This window comes from Agrobacterium sp. V1 (assembly GCF_030518355.1).
Taxonomy (GTDB): Bacteria; Pseudomonadota; Alphaproteobacteria; order Rhizobiales; family Rhizobiaceae; genus Agrobacterium; species Agrobacterium cucumeris.
In genome coordinates this window covers 1,452,085-1,471,046 of the sequence record NZ_JAULSF010000002.1, presented here as the reverse complement: position 1 = coordinate 1,471,046, position 18,962 = coordinate 1,452,085, and the positions used below count along the sequence as shown (strand labels likewise).

The following is an 18,962-nucleotide window of genomic DNA, read 5'->3' as shown; positions in this document are numbered from 1 at the left end:
CTTGTCCTTGAATATGGGAAAAACCCGAGTCATAGGTGGGTTCGTCCGAATGCCTCTTGCTTTGTTCCCTTCTAGCTGAAAAAGCCAATGAAATGAACCCGCCGCATGTATGCGGTTGCTGAAATGCCCGATATGCCGAACGGGGTTGGCGTGGCTGGAAAAACCGCGTCCGCTTTGCGCCATCCCGGTCCTGAAAGGAAAACCGATGCCGTCATCCGCATCGCCTGATACCCAGTCACCGGCCGCTCCTCATGAGTTCTGGCAGGCGATAGCTGCTCCCCGCACATTTGAAACGGCCGGGCCGTATTCATCCTTCTTCCCGGCCGTCCTGGATGATGGAAGGCAGATTTGCCTGCCGATAAGGCCGCTCGCGGATGGTGAACATGCGCTTGCCTCGCTCATCGTCAATCAGGCTTCTTTTGAGGTGCTTGAAGTGCTCGCGGCTGATCTTGCCCGCAAGCTTTCCGTCTTTGAGCCGGATGTAGTCATCGGCCTGCCGACGCTCGGTCTGACGCTTGCCGCCGCCGTTGCCCGCCATCTTGGCCATTCCCGTTACGTACCGCTCGGCACCTCACGCAAATTCTGGTATCTGGAGGAACTGTCGGTGCCCATGTCCTCCATCACCACCAAACAGGAAAAGCGGCTTTATATCGATCCGCGTATGTTGCCGCTCATCGAGGGCAGGCGGGTGGCGCTGGTGGATGATGTCATCTCCAGCGGCAGCTCCATCATTTCAGGTCTTTCGCTTCTCGCGTCGTCCGGCATTCAGCCCGTCGTCATCGGCGCGGCCATGCTGCAATCGGATCGCTGGCGGCAGAAAATCGCCGGTTTCGGACTGGAATGGGCAGGGCGGGTGAGGGGTGTTTTCACCACGCCGCTGTTGACGAAAGCGCAAGGCGGCTGGCGGGCTTGACGTTGCGCAAATTCCGGCAAAACGCAAGTGGTGATAATTTCATCATTGCCTAATTTGCGTCTTGCGAAGCTGCGAGAGATCGTCCTAAGATCACCTTCGACAGATTATAGCGCCCGGCGAAAAACGCGCCGGTTTGCTTTCGTTCGGTGTCATTCCGGCGTCTGCCCGCCGCCTTTGGTTTTGCCGCTTTACTGGAATTTCTTCCCATGCATGCAGTGTTCGACGGTCATAATGATGTGCTGCTTCGGTTGTGGCGCAACAGCAAGGCCGGTGCCGATCCGGTTGCGGAATTCAGGAACGGTACGCGGGAAGGCCATATCGATGGTCCCCGCGCCAGGGCCGGCGGTCTTGGCGGCGGGATCTGCGCCATCTACATCCCCTCCGGCGACCTCATCTTGCAGGAACCGGACGAAAGCGGTCACTATGACACACCGCTCGCCGCGCCGCTGGAGCGCTTGCCTTCGCTCGATATCGCCATGGAGAAGGCGGCAATTGCGCTGAGGCTCGATCGCGCCGGCGCCTGGCGGCTTTGCCGTTCCACGGCCGATATCCGCAAGGCCTTTGCCGAGGACGTTTTTGCCGCCGTGCTGCACATGGAAGGCTGCGAGGCGATCGGTGCCGATCTTGATGCGCTCGAGGTATTTTATGCCGCCGGCCTGCGCTCGCTGGGTCCGGTCTGGAGCCGGCACAATGTTTTCGGCCATGGCGTTCCCTTTTCTTATCCCATGTCGCCCGATACCGCGCCCGGTCTCACCGATGCCGGTTTTTCGCTGGTGAAGGAATGCAACCGGTTGGGCATTCTCATCGATCTGGCGCATATCACCGAAAAAGGCTTCTGGGATGTGGCCAGGACCACCAACCAGCCGCTGATCGCAAGCCATTCCAACGCGCACGCGCTTACCCCCGTTGCCCGTAATCTCACCGACCGCCAGTTGGACGCCGTCAAGGACAGTCACGGTCTGGTCGGTCTCAACTATGCCGTGACCATGCTCAGGCCGGATGCGCGCGACATTGCCGACACGCCGCTTTCCGACATGGTGCGCCACATCGACTATATGGTGGAGCGCATGGGTATCGACTGCGTGGCGCTCGGATCGGATTTCGACGGCGCGACAGTACCCGTTGGCATTGCGGATGCGAGCGGCAACCACAATCTGGTTGCGGCGCTGAAATCGGCAGGCTACGGTGACGGCGAGTTGGCCAAAATCTGCCGGGAAAACTGGCTGCGCGTTCTGTCCCAGGCCTGGCATGAACCGGCCTGAAGACGCCCTATAGCGAATGAAATCAATCTTATAACAAAAGGGGAGATCCTATGATCAAATCGCTCAACAAATCCATGCGTATTCTCAGCACCAGCGCCGCTCTGTCGCTGATGATGCTGTCGGCTCCGCACGCTTTCGCCGCCACGCCGGCCGATACCCTGGTCGAAGGTTTTGCCATCGACGACATCATCACGCTCGATCCGGGCGAAGCCTTCGAACTGTCCGCCGCCGAAGTTACCGGCAACACCTACAGCAAGCTGGTCTCCATCGATCTCAACGACACGTCCAAGGTCATCGGCGATCTGGCCGAGAGCTGGACGACCTCCGAGGACGGCCTGACCTATACCTTCAAGCTGAAATCCGGCCTGAAATTCGCCTCCGGCAATCCGATCACCGCCGACGATGTGGCATTCTCCTTCGAGCGTGCCGTCAAACTCGACAAGTCGCCGGCATTCCTGCTGACGCAGTTCGGCCTCAAGGGCGACAACGTCAATGAAAAAGCCAAGGCTGCCGATGCGAACACCTTCGTGCTGACGGTTGACAAGCCCTATGCGCCGAGCTTCGTGTTGAACGTGCTCACCGCAACCGTCGCTTCGGTGGTCGACAAGAAGCTGATCACCGAAAAGGCGAAGTCCGTCACCCCGAGCGCCGATTACAAATATGACACGGATTTCGGCAATGAATTCCTGAAGACCGGTTATGCCGGTTCCGGCCCTTACAAGATCCTCGGCTGGAAGGCCAACGAGGCCGTCATCCTCGAAGCCAACCCGAATTATTATGGTGAGAAGCCGAAGCTGAAGCGCGTCGTCTATCGTCACATGAAGGAAAGCTCCGGCCAGCGCCTGGCGCTTGAGAACGGCGATATCGATGTTGCCCGTAACCTCGAGCCGGGTGACATGGAAGCCGTTTCCAAGAAGGAAGGTCTTGCCGTCACTTCCGCGCCCAAGGGCACCGTTTATTACTTCAGCCTCAACCAGAAAAACGAGAACCTGAAGAAGCCAGAGGTCATCGAGGCTTTCAAATATCTCGTCGATTATGACGCGATCGGCGCGACGATCATCAAGGGTATCGGCGAAGTCCACCAGACCTTCCTGCCGAAGGGTCAGCTCGGTGCGCTTGACGAAAACCCCTATAAGCTCGACGTCGCCAAGGCCAAGGAACTTCTCGCAAAGGCTGGCCTGAAGGACGGTTTCACCGTGACCATGGATGTTCGCAACACGCAGCCGGTGACGGGCATTGCCGAAAGCGTGCAGCAGACGCTGGCGCAGGCCGGCATCAAGCTGGAAATCATTCCGGGCGATGGCAAGCAGACACTGACGAAATACCGCGCCCGCACCCATGATATCTACATCGGTCAGTGGGGTTCGGACTATTTCGACCCGAATTCGAATGCCGAAACCTTCACCATCAACTACGACAATTCGGATGAGGGCAAGAACAAGACGCTCGCCTGGCGCAATGCCTGGGACGTTCCTGACCTGACCAAGGAAACCCAGTCGGCGCTGCTGGAAAAGGACACCGCCAAGCGTGCCGCCATCTACGAAAACCTGCAGAAGGAAGTTCTGGCGAAGGGTCCCTTCGTCATCATCTTCCAGCAGACGGAAGTGGCGGGTTATTCCGCAAAGCTCCAGGGCCTGAAGCTCGGACCGAGCTTTGACACCAACTACGTCTACACGATCTCGAAGTGATGATCCGGAAGGATCGGTCTCTTGAGCATTGTTGAAGCAAACAGCAGGGCGAGGCAGGGCAAACGCCGTGCCAACGCCCGTGTGAAAGCCATTCTCGGCTTCGCCGTCACCGTCATCACCACTTTTCTGGGGCTGATGGCGGTCACATTTTTCATTGGCCGTGTGGTGCCGATCGATCCCGCGCTGGCGATCGTCGGCGACCGCGCGCCTGCGCATGTGGTCGAGCGGGTGCGCGAGCAGCTCGGCCTCAACCTGCCGCTCTGGCAGCAGTTTTTCCTTTATCTGAAGCAGGCGCTTTCGGGCGATTTCGGCATCTCCGTCCTCACGACGAATCCTGTCATGGAGGACATCAAGCGGGTGTTCCCGGCGACGATCGAGCTTGCCACGATCGGCACCATCATCGGCGCCGTCTTCGGCATTCCGCTCGGCGTTCTCGCCGCCGTCAAACGCGGCAGTTTTGCCGATCAGGTGGTGCGCGTCATCGGCCTCATCGGTTATTCCGTGCCGATTTTCTGGCTCGGCCTTCTGGCGCTGCTGGTGTTTTACGCCCGGCTGCAATGGGTCGCCTATCCCGGCCGCATGGATATCGTCTATGAATTCACCTTCACGCCGGTGACGGGCTTTTTCCTGATTGACGCGATCTGGCAGCGGCAATGGGACGTGTTGTGGGATCTGTTCCGCCACATCATCCTGCCCGCCTCTCTGCTCGGTTATTTTTCGCTGGCCTATATCAGCCGCATGACGCGCTCCTTCATGCTGAACGAGCTCGCCCAGGAATATATCGTTGCGGCCCGCGCCAAGGGGCTTTCGGAAACCCGCATCATCTGGTTCCACGCGCTGCGCAATGCCGCCGTGCCGCTTGTAACCGTGATTGCGCTGTCCTATGCCGGTCTGCTCGAAGGTTCGGTGCTTACCGAAACCATCTTCGCCTGGCCGGGCCTTGGCCTCTACATCACCAATTCCCTGCAGAATGCGGATATGAATGCCGTTCTTGGCGGCACGATCGTGATCGGCGCCATCTTCGTCGGCATCAATCTCTTCTCCGATCTGCTTTACCGGACGCTCGATCCAAGGACGCGCAGCCGATGACGATTTCGACTGATACACTCAAGCCCTATAGCCGCGAATGGCTTCTCTCCGACCGGCCGTCCTCGCGCAAACAGGCACGGCTTGGCCGCGCCTATGTCATCTGGCGGCGGTTTTCGGAAAACCGGCTGGCGCTGCTTGGCCTCGGCATCATCATCGCGCTGCTGTTCGTTGCGCTTTTTGCCGATGTGCTGGCCCCGCATAACCCGGTGCAGGGTGATCTGCGCAACGCCCGGCTTTTGCCGCCCGGCACGGAAGGTTACCTGCTCGGCACCGACGATCAGGGGCGGGATATTCTCTCGCGGCTCATCCACGGTTCGCGGCTCACTCTGTTCGTGGTGCTGCTGGTGGCGATTATCGCCGCACCCATCGGGCTTATCGTCGGCACTGTCTCGGGTTATGCCGGCGGCTGGGTCGATGCCATTCTGATGCGCATCACTGATATCTTTCTCGCCTTCCCGAAGCTTGTTCTGGCGCTTGCGCTGGTGGCGGCACTCGGGCCGGGCATTGAAAATGCGGTGCTCGCCATCGCGGTCACCTCGTGGCCGCCCTATGCGCGTATCGCGCGCGCCGAAACCATGACGTTCCGCAATTCCGATTTCATCGCGGCTGTGAAGCTCATGGGCGCGTCGCCCTTCCGCATCGTCTTGAAACACGTCATGCCGCTGTGCATGTCGTCGCTCATCGTGCGTGTGACGCTCGATATGGCGGGCATCATCCTCACTGCTGCCGGTCTTGGTTTTCTCGGTCTTGGTGCCCAGCCGCCGCTGCCGGAATGGGGTGCGATGATCGCGTCGGGACGCCGGTTCATTCTTGATCAGTGGTGGGTGGCGGCCATGCCAGGTATCGCGATCCTGATTGTCAGCCTCGGTTTCAACCTTCTGGGCGATGGCCTGCGTGATGCGCTGGATCCCAAGGAGGCAGGCCAATGAGTGCGCCGCTTCTGACCGTTCAGAATCTCCGCGTGTCTTTCCCCACCCGCACCGGGCTGGTGGAAGCGGTGCGCGGCGTCTCGTTCACGCTTGGGCGCGAACGCCTCGGTATCGTTGGTGAATCCGGCTCAGGCAAGTCGCAGACGGGCCGCGCCATCATGGGGCTGACCCCGAAAAGCGCACGCATCGAGGCTGATACACTACGCTTCGGTGATATCGATCTGCTCAGCGCTTCTGCGAAGGAAAGGCGGATCATGCGCGGCAAGCGCATGGCCATGATCCTGCAGGACCCGAAATATTCCCTGAACCCGGTGATGACCATCGGCCGCCAGATCATGGAAACCTTGCGGACCCATGAGAAGATCGGCAGCGGCGAGGCGCGTCAACGCACGCTTGCGATGCTTGAGGCCGTGCAGATCCGTGACCCCGAGCGCGTTTTCGATCTTTACCCGCACGAGGTCTCCGGCGGCATGGGTCAGCGTGTCATGATTGCCATGATGCTGGTCTGCGGTCCGGAACTGCTGATCGCCGATGAGCCGACCTCGGCGCTTGACGTGACGGTTCAGCTGGAAGTGCTCGATATTCTCGACAAGCTGGTGCGCGATCGTGGCATGGGGCTGATCTTCGTCAGCCACGATCTGCGGCTCGTATCCTCCTTCTGCGACCGTGTTCTCGTCATGTATGCCGGCAAGGTGGTGGAGGAGCTGTCTTCCGCCAATCTGAAGGAAGCCAAACACCCCTATACGCAGGGGCTTTTGAACTGCCTGCCGGAAATTGGCGGCCACCGCCATCCGCTGCCCGTTCTGGAACGCAAGCCGGAGTGGCGCGCATGAGCACAGTTCTTTCCATCAAAGACATGGTGGTGGATTTCGACGGTTACATCGCACTCGATAGCGTCAGCGTCGATGTGGCCGAGGGCGAATCTTTCGGTATCGTCGGCGAATCCGGGTCCGGCAAATCCACGCTGCTGCGCGCCATTGCCGGTCTCAACCATTTCGATGAAGGCTCGCTGATGGTGGCCGGTCGCTCCTATCAGGGAAAGCACCGGGACAAGAGTTTCTATAGCGATGTGCAGATGGTGTTTCAGGACCCTTATGGTTCGCTGCACCCGCGCCAGACGGTGGATGCGCTGCTGCTCGAACCGCTGGTAATCCACGGTCTCGACAATCGCGAGCAGCGCATCGCCCGCGCCTTGGACGAGGTGGGGCTCGGCTCCGGCTTCCGCTTCCGTTATTCGCACCAGCTTTCCGGCGGCCAGCGCCAGCGTATCGCCATTGCCCGCGCGCTGATCGTCGAGCCGAAAATCCTGCTTCTGGATGAGCCGACCTCGGCGCTCGACGCCTCCATTCAGGCGGAAATCCTCAACCTGCTGGAACAGGCCCGCAAGGACCGCAATCTCACCTTCGTCATGGTCAGCCACGATCTCGGCGTCATCAGCCACATGTGCGATCGCCTGGCGGTTATGAAAAGCGGCAAGGTGGTGGAAATGCTGGAGGCGGAAGCGCTGGAAAGCCGCGAATTCAGCGCGGATTATACAAGGCAGCTGCTGGTGGCGAGTGAGGGTTTCAAACGCGCTTGATGGCGTGAGGGTGCCGCTTGTTTCTTCTCCCCACCGGGAAGAAGATGCCCCGAAGGGGCAGATGAGGGGGCCAGCTCTCCGCATATCTCTGCCGTCGCCCCCTCATCCGGCGCTGCGCGCCACCTTCTCCCCGGCGGGGAGAAGAAACAAGCGGCGAGCTTTCATTCCACATGCGATTGCAACGTTCGCGGGCGAGACTCACGACGTTGAATGTTCGGTCTTTGCGCGTTAAGCGGTAGTGATATGCTGGCCCGCCACAGCGGCCCACCCGAACAAGGTTTCCATCCCATGCAACTGCGCGCCTTGATGTATTTTGACGAGCTCGTCCGCACCAATTCCATGCGCGCCGCGGCGGAAAACCTGAATGTCGCGCCAACGGCGGTCAGCCGGCAGATCGAAAATCTCGAATATTATTTCGGCTCGCCGCTGGTGGAGCGATCCAGCCGCGGCGTGAAGTTGACGGCGGCAGGTGAGCTGCTCGCCGCCCGCGCCGGCAAGACGCTGCGCGAGCTCGACCATGTGCACCAGCTGATCGATGACCTGAAGGGGCTGCAGCGCGGCCGCGTCACGGTCTATGCCAATGGCGCAACGGTGGCGAACCTTCTGGCGCCGGTGCTGGCGCAGTTCAGCCTTAAATATCCAAAACTGCGTTTCGAGGTGCATATTACCAGCGCCCGGCAGGCGATGGAGGCATTGGGCGCGGCTGAGGCCGATCTGGTCGTCAGCCTTTTTGCCCCAAAGGTTTCCGGTGTGAAAGTGCGCTCGCGCACCCGCATCAGTTATGATGTCATCTTCCCGGCCGGCCATGCGCTCGCCGCCCAGCCGGAAGTCTCGCTGAAGGAGCTGGCCGGCCTGCCGCTTGCCCTGCCGGACAAAAGTTTTGCCGCGCGGCAGGCATTTGACACGCTGTTTGCCGATGCCGGCATCGAACTTGATCCCGTCTTCATTACCAGTTCGCTGGAAATGCTGAAGGAGCTGGTACTGGGTCACGCCGCCGCCACGCTGTTGCCGTCGCTTTCGGTGGCGCGTGAAATCCGCAGCGGCCAGATGGTTGCGGTTCCGCTTTCCGGCAAGAAGGGCATCCATACCCAGATCGATCTCTGTGTTGCGCCTGACCGGCAATTGTCCTTCGCCGCCTCCAAGCTTGCCGATTTCATCGAGCGCTTCATGCGCGAGGCGACGGCGGGGTAAGCGGGGCAGTCGGTGTTTCTGTCGGAGAGGTTGATTTCCGTTCGCATTTCCGTGTAGCCATTTCAGCTACACGGAGCACACAAAAATCGAGATTGTGTGTGCGCCTGCAACATGACACTCTTTTTGCAACGGGTGGTCTTCGGAAGGGCAAAAATGCCCCGGCCGCCAGACAGGGGACTAAGGATGCCACGCACTTATCTTTCGCAGGCGGCAACGCTTTCGCGCCGCACCGCGCTGACCCTCGCATTGGGCACTGCGCTCTGGCTGCCGCTTTCGCTTGTTGGGGCCGAGGCTGCGCCGAAAACCGCGCTGACGCTGGGCATGGCAGTTGAGCCGACCGGCCTCGATCCGACCATTGCCGCTCCCGTCGCCATCGGTCAGGTGACCTGGCAGAATGTCTTTGAAGGTCTGGTGACGATCGACCGCGACGGCAAGGTGAGGCCGCAGCTTGCCGAAAGCTGGGAAATTGCGCCTGACGGCAAGACCTACACATTCAAGCTGCGCAAGGGCGTCACCTTCCACGATGGTGAGGCTTTCGATTCCGCCGTAGCCAAATTCTCGCTGGATCGGGCGCGTGGCGAAAGCTCGGTCAATCCGCAGAAACGTTTCTTCGCCGCCATCGACAGTATCGAGACGCCGGATGCCGCAACGCTGGTGCTGAAGCTGAAGCAACCGGCCGGCAGCCTTCTTTACTGGCTCGGCTGGCCTGCCTCCGTGATGGTCGCGCCGAAAAGCGCGGAGAATAACCGCACCACTCCTGTCGGCACCGGCCCATTCAAATTCGTGGCCTGGGCCAAGGGCGACAAGGTCGAGTTGCAGAAGAACGACGCCTATTGGGACAAGGCCGTTTCGGTAAAACTCGACAAGGCGACCTTCCGTTTCGTCTCCGATCCGCAGGCGCAGGCCGCCGCACTGAAATCCGGCGATATCGATGCTTTCCCGGAATTCGGCGCGCCGGAACTGATGACCTCCTTCGATGGCGACGCGCGCCTCGGCACATTCGTCGGCAATACCGAGTTGAAGGTCGTGGCGGGCATGAACAATGCCCGCAAGCCGTTTGACGACAAGCGCGTGCGTCAGGCGCTGATGATGGCGGTGGATCGCGGCACTGTCATTGAAGGCGCCTGGTCCGGCTTCGGCACGGCCATTGGCAGCCACTACACCCCGAATGACCGCGGATACATCGATACGACAGGGGTGCACCCTTACGATGTCGACAAAGCGAGAGCGCTGCTTGCCGAAGCGGGTTATGCTGATGGTTTCAGCTTCACCATCAAGGCGCCGCAGATGGCCTATGCCCAGCGCACCTCGCAAATCCTGCAGGCGATGCTGGCCGAAATCGGTGTGACGATGACCATTGAGACCACAGAATTTCCGGCCAAGTGGGTGGCGGATGTTCTGAAGGGTGCGGATTACGACATGACCATCGTCGCCCATGCCGAGCCGATGGATATCGATATCTATTCCCGCGATCCCTATTATTTCAACTACAAGAACCCGACCTTCAATGAGGTCATCGCCAGCGTAGAAAAGACGGCGGATGCCGCTGAGCAGGAAAAGCTTTATGGCGACGCCCAGAAAATCCTCGCCGAAGATGTGCCGGCTCTTTTTCTGTTCGTGATGCCGAAGCTTGGTGTCTGGGACAAGAAGGTGAAGGGGCTGTGGGAAAATGAGCCCATTCCCTCGAATGTGCTGACGGATGTGCATTGGGAAGAATAGGGTTTGTTGTGAGGGGTAGGGCGCAGTTTCCCCATCCACCTCATTCCTGTGCTTGTCACAGGAATCCAGCCAGCCCAAGTCCTTGGGCTAAAAGGAGTCTCTTCGCCGCGCGGACGCGCGTCGGCTGGATCCCTGTGACAGGCACAGGGATGAGGGAAGAGTGTGCGGGGATGACAACAAATCTCTCCACGATATCCGACTGCAAAACCACGCAAGGAGAAGATGCCAGATGTTAGCCGTCCTCATCCGGCGTCTTTTAAGCCTCGTCATCACGCTGTTTGCTGTTTCCCTCATCATCTATGTCGTCATGGGTCTGCTGCCGGGCGATCCGGCGGCCATCATGCTTGGCACTTCGGCGAGCCCCGATACGCTCGCCGCGCTGCAGAAACAGATGGGCCTCGATCAGCCGCTGCCGCTGCGTTACCTCCACTGGCTGGTTGGTGTCTTCCGGGGTGATCTCGGGCAATCCTATACCTACGGTGTGCCCGTGGCGGGGCTGATTGTCGAGCGGCTGGCCGTTACCCTGCCGCTCGCCCTGCTTGCGGTTTGCCTGTCCGTTGCCATTGCCATTCCGCTTGGCGTGGCGGCGGCGCGGAACCGCAACGGGGCGCTGGATTTTGCGGCCGGGCTGTTTTCGCATGTGGGCATTGCCGTGCCGGGCTTCTGGGTCGGGTTGCTGCTCATCATCGTTTTTTCCACCACGCTCGGCTGGATGCCATCAGGTGGTTTTCCCGGCTGGACGCCGAGCTTTTCGGCAGGGCTTGTGGCGCTGGTGCTGCCGGCAATCGCCCTGGCGCTGTCGCAGGCCGGGGTTCTCACCCGCGTCTGCCGTTCCGCCGTGCTTGAAGTGATGAATGAGGATTTCGTGCGCACCGCCCGCGCCAAGGGCCTGAGCGAGCGGGTGGCGCTGTGGCGGCATGCGGTTCCGAATGCGATGATCCCCGTTGTCACCATGATCGGCCTGCAATTCACCTTTTTGATTGCCGGCGCGGTGCTTGTCGAGAATGTCTTCAATCTGCCGGGCCTCGGGCGGCTTGCCTATCAGGCGCTGACCCAGCGCGACATCGTCGTCATGCAATCCGTCGTGCTGTTCTTCTCGGCGCTGGTCATCATCATGAATTTCGTCGTCGATATCGCCTATCTCCTCATCGATCCGAGACTGCGGGCAGGTGCGCGATGATGCGATTTATCCGCCGCCGCCCGGCCTTCGTCGTCGGCATCGCCGTCACCACCTTCCTCGTTGCCGTTGCCCTTTTGTCGCTGGTCTGGACGCCGGTTTCGCCGACGAAGATGCAGATCGTCCAGAAACTGAAATCGCCATTCGTTTATGGCGGTCTCGGCACGGATCATTTTGGCCGCGATGTGCTGTCCATGCTGATGGCCGGCGCGTGGAATTCACTCTCCACCGCCATCGCCGCCGTCGCCATCGGCGCGTCTGTCGGCACGGCCATTGGCGTCGCGGTCGCGGCCCTGCGTGGTGTTACCGAAACCGTGGTCATGCGCATCTGCGATATCATCTTCGCCGTGCCGCCTATCCTGTCGGCGATGATGCTCGGCGCTTTCATCGGCACGGGGCGCTTCACCGCCATCATTGCCATCGCCACCTTCATGGTGCCAGTGTTTGCGCGGCTGACGCTGGGGGCTGCACTGCAGATATGGGCGCGGGAATACATTACCGCTGCCATCAGCATCGGCCAGAACCGCGCCAAGATCACGCTTTTCCATATCGTGCCGAATATTTCCAACCAGATCATCGTGCAGGTTACGATCCAGCTCGGTCTTGCGATATTGACGGAAGCGGGCCTTTCCTTCCTCGGTCTCGGCATGCCGCCACCCGCCGCCACCTGGGGGCGGATGCTCGCCGATGCCCAGACCTATCTTGGCGCTGCACCCTGGCTTGCCATCATGCCCGGCCTTGCGATTGCGCTCGCCGTTTTCGGCCTCAATCTTCTCGGCGATGGCCTGCGCGACCTGCTGGACCCGCGCGATACCAGCTGACCGTTTCAAGCCGATATCGCCCCTATTTCCTGGTTTTCTGACGAGACGATGCCATGACCGATCTCATAGACCTCAACACGCTCGAAATCCTGGCGCTTTACCGGGAGAGGAAGCTATCGCCATCGGAATATTGGCAGGCGGTGGAAGCGCGTATCGATGCCTTCGAACCGGTGGTGAACGCGCTTTACGCCTATGATCCGGAAGATGCTCGCAGGCAGGCGCTGGCCTCGACGGAACGGTGGCAAGAAGGTGAAACGCTCGGGGCCCTCGATGGAATTCCGGTCTCGCTGAAGGAACTCATCGCCACGAAGGGCCACCCGGTGCCGCTCGGCACCAGGGCGGTGGAACTGGTGCCTGCGGCTGAAGACGCGCCGGTGGCAGCCCGATGCCGGGAAGATGGCGCGATCATTTACGCCAAGACGACCTGCCCGGATTACGGCATGCTCTCCTCCGGCCTTTCCAGCTTCCACAAGCTCAGCCGCAACCCGTGGGACCCCACCCAGAACCCCGGCGGTTCCAGCGCCGGCGCGGCTTCGGCAGGCGCTGCGGGTTACGGCACGCTGCATATCGGCACGGATATTGGCGGCTCGGTGCGGCTGCCGGCCGGGTGGACAGGGCTGTTCGGTTTCAAGCCGAGCCAGGGCCGCATCCCGGTTGATCCCTATTATACCGGTCGCTGCGCCGGGCCGATGACCCGCACCGTCATTGATGCCGCCTATGCCATGGCGACGCTTTCGCGGCCCGACTGGCGCGACGGCACATCACTGCCACCAAACAGCATCGACTGGATGGATCTCGATATCGATATGAAAGGCCTGAAAATCGGCCTCATGCTGGATGCCGGTTGCGGCCTGCCGCTGGATGAAGAGGTGCGCGATGCTGTTGTCGCGGCTGCGAAACTGTTCGAGGCGGCGGGTGCTATCGTCATCCCGGTCGAGCCGGTGCTGACGCGCGAGATGCTGGACGGGCTGGATGATTTCTGGCGAGCGAAATTCTGGGGCGATATGGTGGCGCTGAGCGATGAACGCCGCGCGGCGATCCTCCCCTATATTCTCGAATGGGCGGAGAAGGGGGCGGAGGTTAGCGGTTCCCGTGCGGTCTTCGGTTTCAATCAGACGATGGAAATGCGCAAGACCTGCGGGCGGCTGATGCAGACAGTGGATGCGGTTATCTCGCCCACCAATCCAATCGTCTCCTATCCGGCCAACTGGGCCTCGCCCACCAATGATCCCTCACGGCCCTTCGAACATATAGCTTTCACGGTGCCGTGGAACATGTCGGAACAGCCGGCCTCCTCGATCAATTGCGGCTTTTCGACATCCGGCATGCCCATCGGTCTGCAGATCGTCGGTCCCCGTTACGAGGATCTTTTCGTGCTCAAACTTTCAAAGGCGTTCGAGAATTGGGGCGGCGGTGTGAGACGCTGGCCGCAGCCGCCGCAGGCCTGCTGATCCCACCTTTATCGGCCATGTAGTATTGCCATAATACCCGCGTCTCGATCCTGCCTGTTAGGGTACCCAAAGGCATTCGAAAACGGGAGGAGCAGACATGCCGAAAAAGATTTTGATGATCACCGGCGATTTCGCCGAGGATTATGAGACAATGGTGCCGTTCCAGACGCTGCTCGCTGTCGGCCACACGGTCCATGCCGTCTGCCCCGGCAAGAAGGCGGGCCAGACCATTGCCACGGCCATCCACGATTTCGAGGGCGACCAGACCTATTCGGAAAAACGCGGCCATAATTTCGCGCTCAACGCCACCTTCGCCGATATCAAGGTTGCCGATTACGATGCGCTGGTCATTCCCGGCGGCCGTGCGCCGGAATATCTGCGGCTTAATGCGGATGTGGTGGCGGCGGTGAAACATTTCTTTGAAGCCGACAAGCCGGTGGCGGCCGTTTGCCACGGTGCGCAATTGCTGGCCGCCGCCGGTGTGCTCAAGGGCCGCACCTGCTCGGCCTATCCCGCCTGCCGTCCGGAAGTGGAACTGGCGGGCGGCACCTATGCCGATATTGCCATCGATGCGGCTGTTACCGACGGCAAGCTGGTGACGGCGCCCGCATGGCCGGCCCATCCGGCCTGGCTTTCGCAATTCATGGCGGTGCTCGGCAAATAAGACCGGCGAAACGGGGCTTTTTCCGGCCCCGTTTTCCGCCTATCTTTCAGGCGTGGTGAGGGAGGAAACCATGTGCAAGCTTTTCATCAAGGCAGACCCCACGCTTTGGGAAAGCCATACGCGGTCGCTCAGGATCGACGGCATGGTCACAAGTGTGCGGCTCGAGAACTTCTTCTGGTCGACGCTGGACGAGATCGCGCGGCGCGACGGCATGAACAGCGTGCAGCTGATCGCCAAGCTTTATAATGAATCGATCGATGCCGGGCACGATCTCGGCAATTTCACCTCGTTCCTGCGGGTCTGTTGCGGGCGGTATCTCGCGCTGCAGCTTTCCGGCGATATTCCGGCGCGGACGGATATTCCGATTGCCGTGCTGGATGCGGACAGCATTCTCGATGCGGAGAAGGTGAATTACCACTAGGTGGTAACTTTGGGCTCGATAGTGGATCAACTTGCACCCGACGTCATCCTCGGGCTTGACCCGAGGATCCACAGTCACGCGCGGCAATGGATCCTCGGGTCAAGCCCGAGGATGACGGCGGAGAGGTTCTTGTGACGCAGGGAACGGCGTCTCCTCAGCTCTTCAGCGCCCTTGGATCCAGCGCATCACGCACCGCATCGCCGATATAATTCACGCTCAGAACCGTCAGTGAAATCGCCAGCCCCGGCCACAACACACGCGACGGTGTCAGTTGCAGGAAGTTGGCGCCATCAAACAGCAGCCGTCCCCAGGTCGGAAAGTCGGAGGGGAAGCCGAGACCGAGGAAGGAGAGCGCCGATTCCGTGATGATGGCGGCGGCAATGCCGAGGGTGGCCGAAACCATGATCGAACTCAGCACATTCGGCAGGATGTGCCTCAGGATGATGCGATATTCGCGCATGCCGCTCGATTTCGCCGCCATGATGAATTCCTGGCTTTTGATCGTCAGCACATCGCCGCGCACGATACGGGCGGTGTGCATCCAGCTGGTTATTCCAATCACGAAGACAATCAGGATGAAGATGCCGGTTTCCGGACCGAAGGCGGCGCGCAACGTATCGCGAAACAGCATCAGGATGACAAGCAGCAACGGCAGAAGTGGCAGGGCGAGGAACAGGTCGGTCAGCCGCATCAGCGGACCGTCGAGCCTGCGGAAATAGCCGGACAGCACCCCCACCAGCGTGCCGAGAAACAGCGCCAGCAGCATGGCGGTGATGCCGACGGCAAGCGAAATGCGCCCACCTGCCAGCACCTGCGCCAGCATGTCCTTGCCGAGATTATCGGTACCGAAGGGATGGGCCAGGGATGGCCACTGGTTGCGTTCCTTCACGTTGATGGCGTTCGGCGCGACGGTGTGGATATAGGGGCCGACATAGACCGCAAGCAGGATGAAGACGAAAACGAAGAGCCCCGCGACGCCGCCCTTGTGAACGCGGAACTGTTTCCAGATATCGGCAAGGGCGGATTGCGTCGGGGTGGCCGCAACCGTCGGCGCTGCAATGGTGGCGTCAGTCATAGCGGATCCTCGGGTCGAGAATGCCGTACAGCACGTCGGCAATCAGGTTGAAGAGCACGATCAGCACCGCGAAAATGAAGGTCAGCGTCTGCACCAGCGGAATATCAGCACCCTGAACGGCCGTTATCAGCAATTGGCCAAGCCCGTTCACGCGAAAAATCTGCTCGGTGATGATGGCGCCGGAAAAGATCGTCGGCACGCCGAGTGCAATCACGGTCACAACAGGGATCAGGCTGTTGCGCAGCACGTGGACGAGCAGGACGGATTTTTCCTTCACGCCTTTTGCCCGTGCCGTGCGCACATAATCCTGATGCAGATTGTCCAGCATGGAGGCGCGCACGAAGCGGCTGATCTGCGAGACATTGTAGAGCGTCAGCACCAGCACCGGCAGGAACATCTGCTTCACCTGCGCCACGAAGCTTGCCCAGTCCGAGACCCTCAGATTGGTGTCGTAAACGGAAGGGAACCATTGCAGATAGGAGCTGAATATGACGACCAGCAGCACGCCGGTGAAGAAGGTCGGAACCGAATAACCGACCATGGAAATGAAGGTGCCGATCTGGTCGAAGATCGAATATTGCTTATAGGCGGAGATGACGCCGATCGGGATCGCCAGCAGCGCACCGAAGAGATAGGCCAGACCCACCACCCACAGCGTCTGCGGCATGCGCTGAATGACGAGATCGACCACCGGGCTGCGTGTCGCCCAGGAAAGAACCCGCATACGGCTGCCATCGCCGATCTGCCAGCCGGTCAGCTTTTCGAAGAGGTTCAGCGGCTCATTGATGAAGAACTGCTGCAGCCACATCAGGTAACGGATGAAGAAGGGCTGGTCGAGGCCAAGCGAGGCGCGGATCTGCTCGCGCACTTCCGGCGGGATGGTGAGCGGCAGGTCGCCGGTCGGGTCGTTGGGCGCAAGATCGAGCAGCGCGAAGATGACGAAGCTGATGACGAGCAACGTCGGTACGGCAAAGGCAAGCCGCCGGAGCGTAAAGGCAAACATCTGAAACTCTCCAGACCCAGAGCGCGGCAGCACGAAAATTGGGAGCTTCTTCGCCGTGACGCTGCAAATGTGTCTTCAGAACATGGTCCAGGGGGCATGCAAAAGGCCGGCCCCCCTGTTGGGGAGCCGGCGCATCTGCGTGTTACTTTTTGCGGGACCAGTCCGCGACGTTCCAGAGTTCCGAATCCCAGGCATTCATGCGAACGCCTTCCAGCGTCAGCGAATGTGAGGAAACGTTGCCGCGGTGGATGAGCGGAATATGCGCGCCTTCTTCCGTCAGCATGTCGTTCAGCTGCTTGGCGATTTCCCCGCGCTTGGCAAAGTCCGTGGTCTTGGAAAGGACGCCCACCAGCTTGTCGAATTCCGGGTTGCAATAACGCGGAACATTCTGTCCCTGCCAGCCGTTGGCCGGGGCAGGGATCTTGTCGCACAGCCATTCCGCCAGATATTTTTCCGGATCGGTGCCGTCGAAATTGTTGGTGTACATTTCAACGTCGGCATAAAATTTCTGGAAGGTATCCGGGCTTGCCGGGTCGCCGCCGAAGAACACCGAGGCGCTGACATTGCGAAGTTCAGCCGCAACGCCGATCTGCGACCACATGTCCTTCACCAGTTCCTGCGCCGCCTGGCGAACGGAGTTGGTGGAGGTCTGGTAGAGGAAGGACAGCTTCACGCCGTTCTTGGCGCGGATCCCGTCTGATCCCTTCACCCAGCCTGCATCATCCAGCAGCTTGTTTGCACCTTCCACATCCTGCTTCAGGCACCAGCTGTCGTTTTTCGTCGAAGCGACGGCCTCAGGCGCCGGCACGATGTTGCAGGTCGGCTTGCCCGCCTCGCCATAGCCCGTCTCATCGATAATATCCCGGTCGATGGCGAGCGAGAGCGCCCGGCGCACGGCCGGATCGGATAGGGCCGGGTGCGGCCCGCCTTCCTTGGTGGAGCGCTTGTCGCCCAGGGCGGGATCGGCATTGTACCAGTTGAGATTGATACGCTCGACCTGCGTGCCGAAGGCGGTTTCCAGCTTGCCCTTGCCAGCCGCCACCATGGTGGCGAGGATTTCCGGCTCCACCTGCATGTTCCATGCGTAGTCGAATTCGCCGGTTTCAAGAACGGCACGCGCAGCGGAAGCCGCATCGCCGCCGCCTTTCAGGGTCACGGTGGCGAAGGCGGGCTTGGCCGGATCGCGATAGTTGGTATTGGCGACGTAGCTGATGACGTCGTTCGGCTTGAAATCCTTGACCACGAAGGGGCCGGTGCCGATGGGGCCAAAATTGGCGGAGGTGCAGCCCGGAGCGGCAGCGCCGACGCATTTCTCAAACTGCTTCTTCTGGATAACCGGTGATTGCGCGCCGACAAATGCGGAATAGGGATAGGGTTTGGGTTCGGTGAAGCTGACCTTGACGGTGTGGGCGTCGACGGCCTCGACGTTTTTCACGCCTTCATATTGTGCCGCCTGCGCGCAGCCGCCATCCGGTGCGGTGCAATATTTCCAGGTGAAAACCACATCGTCAGCGGTAAGCGGCGTGCCGTCAGACCATTTGACATCGCTTTTCAGCTTCCAGGTCATGCTGAGCAGGTCTTTTGCGACGCCGCCATTATCGACGGTCGGGATCTCGCTCACCAGCATCGGCACCAGCTCGCCCTTTTCGTCGTAGCGCGCCAGCGGCTCGATCACCATGGATGAGCTGTAGATTTCCTTCGTGCCTCCGGAAAGGTAAGGGTTAAGTGTTGATACAGCCTGCCAGAACAGGATTTTCAGTTCGCCGTCACTGCCGCGCTCGGCATGGGCGGCAGTGCCTGCGAGGGCCATGGCCGCCACCGTGCTGGCAAAGAGAACGCTGCGCTTCTTCATCGTGTTTTTCCCCTTTTAGATTTTATCTATTTGAATGTTTGACGCTTTTCCCGTCGTCATGTGCAAGGTCTATTGTTTGTAAGTATTTGACTTTGCTAAGGAATACTCCTCCATTCCAGGTGATGCTA

17 protein-coding genes are annotated in these 18,962 nt (G+C 60.2%); 14 read left to right on the top strand and 3 right to left on the bottom strand.

Annotated features, from left to right (window positions below; translation table 11 throughout):
- Positions 1-205: 205 nt before the first annotated feature.
- The 14 genes from QSV77_RS20635 to QSV77_RS20570 all read left to right on the top strand — a co-directional run bounded on the left by QSV77_RS20635 (position 206) and on the right by QSV77_RS20570 (position 14,904).
- Entirely contained in the window at positions 206-913 is a 708-nt protein-coding gene (locus QSV77_RS20635) for a phosphoribosyltransferase (protein WP_302734885.1), read from the top strand.
- Positions 914-1,119: 206 nt separating this feature from the next.
- Complete coding sequence (locus tag QSV77_RS20630; protein ID WP_269702618.1) at positions 1,120-2,175, top strand: dipeptidase; 1,056 nt, start codon at positions 1,120-1,122, stop codon at positions 2,173-2,175.
- A 50-nt stretch (positions 2,176-2,225) separates the two neighbouring features.
- Positions 2,226-3,863 carry an ABC transporter substrate-binding protein gene (locus tag QSV77_RS20625; RefSeq protein ID WP_302734884.1) on the top strand — a complete coding sequence of 546 codons (1,638 nt, stop codon included), beginning with the start codon at positions 2,226-2,228 and terminating at the stop codon, positions 3,861-3,863.
- A gap of 21 nt (positions 3,864-3,884) precedes the next feature.
- Complete coding sequence (locus QSV77_RS20620; RefSeq protein WP_142842843.1) at positions 3,885-4,952, top strand: ABC transporter permease; 1,068 nt, start codon at positions 3,885-3,887, stop codon at positions 4,950-4,952.
- A complete protein-coding gene (locus QSV77_RS20615) occupies positions 4,949-5,881 on the top strand; it encodes an ABC transporter permease (RefSeq protein ID WP_302734883.1) in 933 nt (310 codons plus the stop codon). Before QSV77_RS20620 ends, QSV77_RS20615 begins: the two co-directional genes overlap by 4 nt.
- Entirely contained in the window at positions 5,878-6,714 is an 837-nt protein-coding gene (locus QSV77_RS20610) for an ABC transporter ATP-binding protein (protein WP_142842841.1), read from the top strand. The genes QSV77_RS20615 and QSV77_RS20610 overlap by 4 nt, the downstream gene beginning before the upstream one ends.
- Entirely contained in the window at positions 6,711-7,460 is a 750-nt protein-coding gene (locus QSV77_RS20605; protein ID WP_142842840.1) for an ABC transporter ATP-binding protein, read from the top strand. Before QSV77_RS20610 ends, QSV77_RS20605 begins: the two co-directional genes overlap by 4 nt.
- A 288-nt stretch (positions 7,461-7,748) precedes the next feature.
- Positions 7,749-8,651: a LysR family transcriptional regulator gene (locus QSV77_RS20600; protein ID WP_302734882.1), complete on the top strand. Its 903-nt coding sequence runs from the start codon at positions 7,749-7,751 to the stop codon at positions 8,649-8,651.
- Between the two features lie 183 nt (positions 8,652-8,834).
- Positions 8,835-10,370 carry an ABC transporter substrate-binding protein gene (locus QSV77_RS20595; RefSeq protein ID WP_302734881.1) on the top strand — a complete coding sequence of 512 codons (1,536 nt, stop codon included), beginning with the start codon at positions 8,835-8,837 and terminating at the stop codon, positions 10,368-10,370.
- A gap of 229 nt (positions 10,371-10,599) precedes the next feature.
- Positions 10,600-11,550: an ABC transporter permease gene (locus tag QSV77_RS20590; RefSeq protein WP_302734880.1), complete on the top strand. Its 951-nt coding sequence runs from the start codon at positions 10,600-10,602 to the stop codon at positions 11,548-11,550.
- Positions 11,547-12,368, top strand: a complete 822-nt coding sequence (locus QSV77_RS20585; RefSeq protein ID WP_269702628.1) for an ABC transporter permease — start codon at positions 11,547-11,549, stop codon at positions 12,366-12,368. Before QSV77_RS20590 ends, QSV77_RS20585 begins: the two co-directional genes overlap by 4 nt.
- Positions 12,369-12,421: 53 nt before the next feature.
- A complete protein-coding gene (locus tag QSV77_RS20580) occupies positions 12,422-13,819 on the top strand; it encodes an amidase (RefSeq protein WP_302734879.1) in 1,398 nt (465 codons plus the stop codon).
- Between the two features lie 97 nt (positions 13,820-13,916).
- Positions 13,917-14,483, top strand: a complete 567-nt coding sequence (locus QSV77_RS20575; protein ID WP_269702632.1) for a DJ-1/PfpI family protein — start codon at positions 13,917-13,919, stop codon at positions 14,481-14,483.
- 70 nt (positions 14,484-14,553) lie between these two features.
- Positions 14,554-14,904 carry a ribbon-helix-helix domain-containing protein gene (locus tag QSV77_RS20570; RefSeq protein WP_302734878.1) on the top strand — a complete coding sequence of 117 codons (351 nt, stop codon included), beginning with the start codon at positions 14,554-14,556 and terminating at the stop codon, positions 14,902-14,904.
- Between the two features lie 154 nt (positions 14,905-15,058).
- Here the strand turns inward: QSV77_RS20570 and QSV77_RS20565 are convergent, their stop codons facing one another.
- From QSV77_RS20565 to QSV77_RS20555, 3 genes are all read right to left on the bottom strand, one after another.
- Positions 15,059-15,979 carry an ABC transporter permease gene (locus QSV77_RS20565; protein WP_142842834.1) on the bottom strand — a complete coding sequence of 307 codons (921 nt, stop codon included), beginning with the start codon at positions 15,977-15,979 and terminating at the stop codon, positions 15,059-15,061.
- Positions 15,972-16,982 carry an ABC transporter permease gene (locus tag QSV77_RS20560; protein ID WP_142842833.1) on the bottom strand — a complete coding sequence of 337 codons (1,011 nt, stop codon included), beginning with the start codon at positions 16,980-16,982 and terminating at the stop codon, positions 15,972-15,974. Before QSV77_RS20560 ends, QSV77_RS20565 begins: the two co-directional genes overlap by 8 nt.
- Before the next feature lie 142 nt (positions 16,983-17,124).
- On the bottom strand, positions 17,125-18,834 hold the full coding sequence (locus tag QSV77_RS20555; protein WP_271363039.1) for a peptide ABC transporter substrate-binding protein: 1,710 nt from the start codon (positions 18,832-18,834) through the stop codon (positions 17,125-17,127).
- Positions 18,835-18,962 lie beyond the last annotated feature (128 nt).